Annotated in this window: 5 protein-coding genes and 2 pseudogenes; all 7 read right to left on the bottom strand. The window is 51.5% G+C overall.

Annotated elements, in window-relative coordinates:
- Positions 1-191, bottom strand: a pseudogene (locus EA473_RS08660) (IS4 family transposase); the annotation flags it as partial.
- Positions 192-299: 108 nt separating this feature from the next.
- Positions 300-1,019 (bottom strand): annotated as a pseudogene (locus EA473_RS08655) (VirB4 family type IV secretion/conjugal transfer ATPase); the annotation flags it as partial.
- The gene (locus tag EA473_RS08650) at positions 1,006-2,121 is read right to left on the bottom strand and encodes a hypothetical protein (protein WP_124195256.1); all 1,116 of its coding nucleotides are present in this window, start codon (positions 2,119-2,121) and stop codon (positions 1,006-1,008) included. The gene EA473_RS08650 and the pseudogene EA473_RS08655, both read right to left, overlap by 14 nt.
- Before the next feature lie 2 nt (positions 2,122-2,123).
- Positions 2,124-3,290, bottom strand: coding sequence for a hypothetical protein (locus EA473_RS08645; protein ID WP_124195255.1), 1,167 nt, complete (start codon positions 3,288-3,290; stop codon positions 2,124-2,126).
- On the bottom strand, positions 3,287-4,126 hold the full coding sequence (locus EA473_RS08640; RefSeq protein ID WP_124195254.1) for a hypothetical protein: 840 nt from the start codon (positions 4,124-4,126) through the stop codon (positions 3,287-3,289). The genes EA473_RS08645 and EA473_RS08640 overlap by 4 nt, the downstream gene beginning before the upstream one ends.
- Positions 4,123-5,868 (bottom strand): hypothetical protein, encoded by a 1,746-nt coding sequence (locus EA473_RS08635; RefSeq protein ID WP_124195253.1) that lies wholly within the window; start codon positions 5,866-5,868, stop codon positions 4,123-4,125. Before EA473_RS08635 ends, EA473_RS08640 begins: the two co-directional genes overlap by 4 nt.
- Before the next feature lie 26 nt (positions 5,869-5,894).
- Positions 5,895-6,263 carry a hypothetical protein gene (locus EA473_RS22545; RefSeq protein WP_243645216.1) on the bottom strand — a complete coding sequence of 123 codons (369 nt, stop codon included), beginning with the start codon at positions 6,261-6,263 and terminating at the stop codon, positions 5,895-5,897.
- Positions 6,264-6,702 lie beyond the last annotated feature (439 nt).

Raw genomic sequence — 6,702 nt, 5'->3', positions numbered from 1 at the left:
GTCTCATCAGCTGTCGAGTTGTAGCTGCGTCTGAAGCCAGCGAGTGTTCGGCTTTCGCCTGCGGCGAAACCGAACACGAATGCCCAGACGAATGCGGGAATCTGGAGCTTGCGGTCGCGTTCGACCACGCCGAGTTCCTCGGCGTGCTCTTCGAGGAACTCGGAGGGAAACAATGTAGTGAGCCGACGCATAATCCGAGATGAGGAGGTTTCGTTGTGCACACTCGATACCTCCTCATTCCTTCCGAAAAGTATCCACGATAAGCTGTCGCTGTCACGTGGTTTCACGCTTAGCTAAAGACGGATAATCGCTGTCTTTGGTGTGAGGCCCGCGGGTTGCTCGCGAAACCGGCGTCGAATCGTTCGGACAGCCTCTCTGAGTTCGTCTTTCGTATCCGATCGAACAGTGATGAACATGCCCTGATCGAACACACGGCTCCCATTTTCGACTGCTTTGTACGTTGATACCGCTTCGTTAGCGCGTTCTTGCAGGTATGCGCCACGAGCACTCTGCTCGAGATCAGCATCAACTTGGAGGTCGTCCGCGACTCGCTGGAGTTCGTCACGGGCTTTCTGCTGATTCTTCGGCGTGATATGGACGGTAAGATCGAACTCGACATCGGTCAGTTCGAACAGCTCGTTCAGATACCCATCTTTTGGATAGTCTGGATAGTCGGCGATGTAGAGCGTTGACGTCCACTGTTCTCCTACCTGTGCAGATCGTGTCTCCCACGTAATCGCCGATGGGGCGACAACACTCTTGTGACGGTCAGCAATATCTTCGAGGAGTTGGCCCTCAGTATCACCTGCCTCGAGCGTTTCCTGGTCCAGAAGGTCTGAAAGGTCGACTTCTTCCTCATCATCATCTGCTCGGTCCCGATAGGCTGTCACGCCAATACCGAGGAGGACAGCCCCGAGAATAAGCCCGGCAACAATGAGAGTTGGATCGAATGAGACCAGGTCCTGCTCAAGTTCGACAATAGAGACAACACCGCCAGTGGTCGAACTACTCATCGTCATTCCTCCGCTGGCGGCGAAGAACTGGTTGGTCACGAACAGCAGTGCTGGCGTCGTCGTACTCGTGTTCTTCGCCGTTCCAGAAGTCCATCGTGAGGACGAACAGTTCGACCGTGCTCAGGCGACGAGACGACCATCCGGGTGCGTTCTGTATCAGTTCGGTCTGGACAGCCCGACAGCGCCGGTCGAGTTTCTCAAACATCTTTACTCGAGCTTCTGCATCGCTCAGATCCTCACGGCGAGTAACGAAGGGGTTGAACAGGAATCCAATAACCGGGAGCGTAGTCAGTTTCTCAGCAGGAGATTGCTCGTCACGATAGCGATTGTAGACCTCGAGCGGATTGACCTGGACGCCGATAAAGTACCGAAGTTGCTGAGCCCCATCGAGTTCTTGAGGCCGTTGTTTACGATACTCCGCGAGCAGTTCCTCGAAGATTGGATTGTCGGAGACGTCTTCGTCCTCGAGTCGCTCATCGATCTGCGTGATCAGGCCTTCAACAGGGAACGACCGCGTTGTCGCGTGGAATTTCAGATTGTAATCGAGTTCTTTGTTCGCAAACTCGGCAGCAACGTTCTGAACGTGGGCCCAGTCACCACTCATCGCAAAATCCATATTCCCTGGATCGACCTCGAGGAATGCTTCCATCGAGCCATCAGTGCGCTGCACGGCACCTTCACCGGGCCACGCTCGCTCAATGTTGGTTAGATCTTGTGTTCGCTCATCGGGTGCAAAGGGGGTGTAGTTAATTAGTCCACCTTCGTTCTTCGTCGAATTCGAATGGCTGGAGTCGGATTCATTCGTCTCTGGAACGTTGTAGGTTACTCGTGGCCGTCTACAGTAATGTCGAAAGACATCGGTAAGCCACATTGCAGCCGATAACTGGGATGGGCTGGCGTACACGGATGCCACCCCAAGCATCATGCCGGCAAGTACGAGTGGGAACACCAACGCGTCAACACCACTAAATCCCCCGATAAGTAGTCCAGTAATCGGGAATCCGAGCAACACATAGACGTCACCCTCATCAACGTTGACGATCGGGATCCGATTTTCTTCGCCCAGTTCACCCAGTATTCTGCGAGATGCGGCTTCTCTATCTGTCATGGTTAGTTGTACCCAGGATCGTTTTTCGTCCGTCGATACTGTGGAACGCCTCGTTGGCCATAGGCGTCCGAAACGAGATTGTCGTGTACTGTTCCACCGCTTTCTTGGGAACTCGAGTCGGATCGGCCCGGCTGTCCCGTGGTCGTTGACTGACCGCGCATCCGCTGATTGGCAACTTGCCATGCCGCCGCTTTTGGCCCCCATCGAGCGGCTGTCGCCGCTGCAACCGGACCAGCTATCTTTGCAGCACCGACCGTTGCTCCCACTGCGACTGCCCCCTTCGTTGTACCACCAACGACCTTCGTTGTGCCACCAACGACTTTCGTCGTTAGCGGGCTTGCATACGCGAAGAGCTTCCAGACCAAGAGAAGCGAAAATACTGGGAGTGAGACACCAACAAAATAGGTTAAAAAGGCGCTCTCCGGTGCAAGCGACGATTCTGCACCAGTACCAAAGAGAAGGTCGTATCCACGGAACAAGATCGCAACCGGTAGCGGCATGATCGCCAGTGGAACAAATTTAATCGCGATTCGCCTCCCGACACGGGAGATAACTGGAAGATGCCCATACGCAACTGCGAGAATAATCGGCATCGAATACAGGTAGATATACAGGAGAATTTCTCGGATGAAGAACAATGCCTGTAGACACCACATCGAAATTCCACCAATAGCGGCCATGAATAGTGCCAACGCATGGTTTGAGATAGTCACCTCAAGAAAGACTATCAGCGCCTCTCTGAGAGCGTCAATATCAGGCACCAATGCAATTGTAAACCCGTCAATAAGGTATACGACGAGGACAGCTACCCAGTACCATGTTACAATCAAAAAGGCACCTGTCCATGCGGACCGTTGAGCCTGACGAGCCTCATACCCACTTCCAAAATTAAAAATGCGAAGAGTATGTCGTCCTTGGACAAACATCACCAGGAGAAGCAAAGAAAGAAGCATGATTTCACCAGTGACTAGAGCATCATGAAGGTCAACCCACGGGTCGTTCGATGGAGTTCCAAAGACGAAGCTTCCGGTTGTTTCTGGCACTGGAGTCCCAAACACCGTTTCTGTGAGATCATGATATCCTTCGACAAGTCCATCTTCGAACCACTCAGTTGTAGTTTCAACAATATCTTCAAACCACTGACGTCCGAATTCCGTAAGCGAACTCATGGTTGACCCTCGATTTGGATGTCACACTCGCCCAAACTCTCACCAGTAAATGATACCGAATATTCTTCGGAAACTATCTTTTCTTGAATAGCAGTTTCAAGAACAACTTGGAACGCGCCTTCCACAGTGTCAGGAGAGCAAGAGACGTTCTGCCCTGATTCAGAAAAAGGCATCAGTTGGCTATAGACGGTCAATTCCTCTCCAGGTAGGATTTCAACGCCCTCTGATTCTTGACGAATATCGCTGTCCCTATCATAGATACCACTCATTTCATATTCATCCGGAGTAGGTCGTGGAACCTCACCAGAAAAAGCGAGACGAATTGCTTGGTCCGGGCCTGAACCAGCATTTTCGAGGCCAACTATCGCTTCAGTCCGGATATCGATATCACTCGCACCTTCAAACATCTTCTCAGGATGATTCCGAGCAAGCCGAAGGTCGGTGATGCGAACATCTGGCTCAATTACCACTGACTGAGTTGTCTGTACCCCGTCGTTCTCGAGCGCGATGATGTCATACTCACCTGGGTCATACTCGAGTCCAATTTCGATCCGTGTCCGATCGACGCCGGCTGCGATCTGCCGTTCAGCAAACAACTCGCCATTTGGATCAATCACGTTTACGTGATCGATCGACGAGTCATCACTGAATTCGAGGACAAGGTCCGTTCCATCGATAAAGATGTCCTCGAAGATACCGTTCGTCCCAAGAGTATTCTCACCCGGTTTGAATCCAGTGTTTTCACCCCCACTGAGGCATCCACATGTAATGGCGGTGCTACCGGTTGCGATTCCACTGAGAACGGTACGTCGGTTTATGAGGTTGTGCTGTGTCATGGGTTGTATCCCTCGGGAATGTGAAGGAAGGATCCGAGTTTCAGACCCGCATACAGAGCCATTCCAAAAGGTAGCGAGAGCCAGAAGACGTGAACCAGAAGGGAAAACCATCCATTCGCAGTCGCTAATGGATGCCACGAAAGTCGCTCACCATCACCAACGTACGCAGGATCGTGTGTCCGCCACGTTCCGGGATGATACGCAACTGAATACGCACCGGGTTGTGCGAGCGTTACAGTCGCAATTCCGGAACTATTCGTCTCGACATGTGTATCGCCAACAGAGATGTACCCATCTCGGACCTGCGTCCCGATCGGAGCGTACCGAGGATGATCCTCCACTCGGTTTTGGAGTTCGATCGGCGTTCCAGTCTCTGCATCGCGAAGTTCGATCGCTATCGTTGCTGCGGATTCGTTTTGCTCGACGATCTCTACTGAAAGATTACTCTTCCGGATCTGTCGTTCAGTCCCACCAGCTGGCTCGACTAGCTCAGCAGTTTCGCCACGAACGATTCCCTGAACCTCGAGATGATCGCGGTCAATGTCGTCGTAACGAACAGCAACGCCATACGATCGAACGTACGGCTCATCGATAACATCTACTTCGACATTGTCGTGTAGCGTCTGATTCGGTGATGGACTTTCCGACCCCCATACTTCCTCGATAGCTGGACCCTCCCGAATGGGGTCTGCACGAGGACCTGTTTCGGACGGAAATGCACGGACATATACCGGTACTGCTGTCGAATTTCGCTGTTCAGTCTCTGTTGCCGATGCCCGAATGAGAGTGTCCCAGTTCGTATCTCGAGCGGTATAATACCGCCAGACACCTCGAACGACTGTATCACCATCCTCCGTTAATTGATATCCATGCCATGGCTGGGACTGATAGATCGCAACGCCGTTATCTCCATCAGGATACGCTGCGTGGTAGATTGCTGCCGTCAGATTGTAGGTTTCGACCTCATGCTGATCTGAAACTGTGAGATTCTCACTCCGTGTTTCGGTTATCGTATTCGTTCCAGAGCTGTCGTGGTAGGTTACTGCCCGCTCAAGTTTGACATCGATATCGGCCTCGAGTGTGAGCGTCGTCGATCCACTTCCAGTGAGTTCGTACTCGAGTTGTGGAGTGTGTTGATCTGAGGTGTTGTGAATGAGGGTCTCATCCTGTTTTACTCGAATGTCACTAATCTCGTGCTCGACGAGGGACCAGGACACGGTTCGAGCGTCTGTCGATTCCCCCTCAGGGACGTCAACTCGGTAATCGATGAACCCGTATATATCACCTTGTGGGGCGATATAAACCGGAGTTTCATCGGAATCCTGGTGCACAACCGTTGCTGGTTGGATTGCAAAGACCGTCGCATGAGCATCCGATATCCACTGTCCATCAGCGGTCGTCGCATGTTCTGGATAGACTGCAGTGGATGCAGAGCCAGGCGAAAGCGACTCAAAATCGGATTGTGTCCAAATGTTAGCAGTCTCGGGTGGTTCTGCAAAACTAATGTCCGTACAGTCGCTCAATCCCTCGAGGGCAGTCCGCTGCTCCCCAAATTGCTCGTGGTACTCTTCACCGCTGGGACACTCATTCGGTGATTTCGACCAGAGTGTCGCTGTCTCATTGGCATCCAGTTCGTTCGTCTCTGGCTGCGGGAGCGAAGGCTGATCAGCGCTTACAACTCCGATACTTAGGGTACCACCAAGACAGAGCAGTACACTAACGGTTAGGAGAACTTGGTGCATGATCTTGCTCAATATACTTAATGATGTCACCACGGGACGAGATTGATACAGTCACCGAGCGGAAGTCCCATAACCGAGGCCGCAACGGTATACAGCGGCCCGAGTATCAACAGTATAACTGCAGACTTCAGTGCAGACCGCTTGTGCTGCTTCAGCCCCCGTTTTTGCTCTGGTGACGCGGTAAACATCTCCATGAACGAATCTGCCTGCCAGACAACGACCAATCCGACGATACCGAGTGTCGTGGTAATCTGGAAGAAGCCCGAAACCAATTCGGGAAGTTGCTCGGTGTCACAGAGAACATCATCTGCAAGTGCCGGTTGGGCAGCAATAATACTGAGAGCGATTCCGGAAACTACTACTCGAAAAACTATCCGACGAATTCTGTATTTCACAGCTGATAACTCCTTTGGGTGGGGTGGACTTCTTGCCATTTTCGCCGTGTTGAGGTATTTGCTATTTTAATTGGATGGTGTTCTGACATACCTATTACCACTTTGTGGAAGCTTCCCATCGTCCCTACATAGTTTTAGAATACATTTTGTGGAAGTAAGTAATAAATCATTCTAAACGTAGTTATTTATATTAAATATTTCCAATGGATGTATTGGCGGATCTTGTTTGAGAATATACTGTTCATCCCGGTAGAGGCCACCATCACGCTGTTTTCATACGGTCAGCGAGGTCGCCAGGGTTCCGTTCTCATGAACCCACACATCCCTGGCGGAAACCCATGCAAGTTCGTGATCTTCGTAAGTTATTCAGTGTGCTGAGTGATATGTTAAAGGCTCAGTTGGGGAATGTTCATTCGGTCTTGTGGTCATGATAAGTATT

This window comes from Natrarchaeobius chitinivorans, assembly GCF_003841505.1.
GTDB classification, from domain to species: Archaea; Halobacteriota; Halobacteria; order Halobacteriales; family Natrialbaceae; genus Natrarchaeobius; species Natrarchaeobius chitinivorans.
This window is presented reverse-complemented; position numbering and strand designations above follow the sequence as displayed.